Raw genomic sequence first — 1,037 nt, 5'->3', positions numbered from 1 at the left:
CGGCGTCCGCGGCGGGGTCGGCGAGAGGCCCGTACAGGCTGTTGGCGTCCGTCATGGGGATTCCTCCGGGCCGTCCGTCTCCAGATGGTGCGGCGGGGGGTCGCCGTCCGTGGTCATGATGCGGGTGCCGGTGGCCGCGGTGATCCCGGCCCGGCGGCGGTACTCCGCCACGTACTCCAGCAGGGCGGGGCCCCTCGGCCGGCGTCCGGGACGGATGTCGCAGGTCAGCACCTTGCTCTCCTGGATGAACACATTGGGGTCGGCCACCACGCCGATCAGGTCGTTGACCACGTCGCCGCTGCTGAGTCCGGCGGATCCCCAGTGGTACGGCATCCAGACCTGGTGCACGATCCGGTTCTCGACCCGCAGGGGCGCCAGCCGGTCGGTGACCACGACCCGGGCGTCCACCGCGGTCCGGCTGGTGATCACATGGGCCCAGTCCAGATGGCGCAGACCGCGCTCCCTGGCCAGCTCGGGCGACACCTCCACGAACAGCTCCGGCTGGAGCTCCGCCAGGTACGGCAGCTGACGGCTCATGCCGCCCGCGGTGTGGTGCTCGGTGAGCCGCGCCGTCGTGAACACGAACGGGAACACCTCGCCGTGCGCCTCGGGCGGGGCGGGGTTGGACGGGTTGTCGGGGCGTCCGTACACCTTGCGCACCGGGTTGCCCTGCTGGCCGTAGAGCAGGTTGCGCGCGGGCGACTCGTGCGGCTCGTAGTGGGTGGGCAGCGGGCCGTCCGCCAGCCCGGTCGGGGCGAACAGCCACGCCTTGCCGTCCGCCATCATGATGAACGCGTCGTCACCGGCGAGGGCCTCGGGTCCCGAGGCGCCCTCGGGGGGCCGGTGGCCGGGCGGCTTGGTCCGCTCGAAGTCCGGGACGTCGTGCCCGGTCCACTCGCCGCGCTCCTCGTCCCACCACACCAGCGCCTTGCGCGCGCTCCAGGGCCGCCCCTGCGGGTCGGCCGAGGCACGGTTGTAGAGCACGCGCCGGTTCAGCGGCCAGGTCCAGCCCCACTCCGCCTCGTACGGCCCCTGCT

1 protein-coding gene is annotated in these 1,037 nt (G+C 73.2%); it reads right to left on the bottom strand.

Translation table 11 applies throughout. The features are described from left to right. Positions 1–51: 51 nt before the first annotated feature. A partial coding sequence (locus CCN35_RS26720) for a molybdopterin dinucleotide binding domain-containing protein (protein ID WP_281254829.1) occupies positions 52–1,037 on the bottom strand: 986 nt, incomplete at its 5' end.

This window comes from Streptomyces thermovulgaris, from assembly GCF_002155915.1.
Classification (GTDB): Bacteria; Actinomycetota; Actinomycetes; order Streptomycetales; family Streptomycetaceae; genus Streptomyces; species Streptomyces thermovulgaris.
The sequence above is the reverse complement of the archived record's forward strand: the minus strand, read 5'-3'. Positions and strand labels throughout refer to the sequence as shown.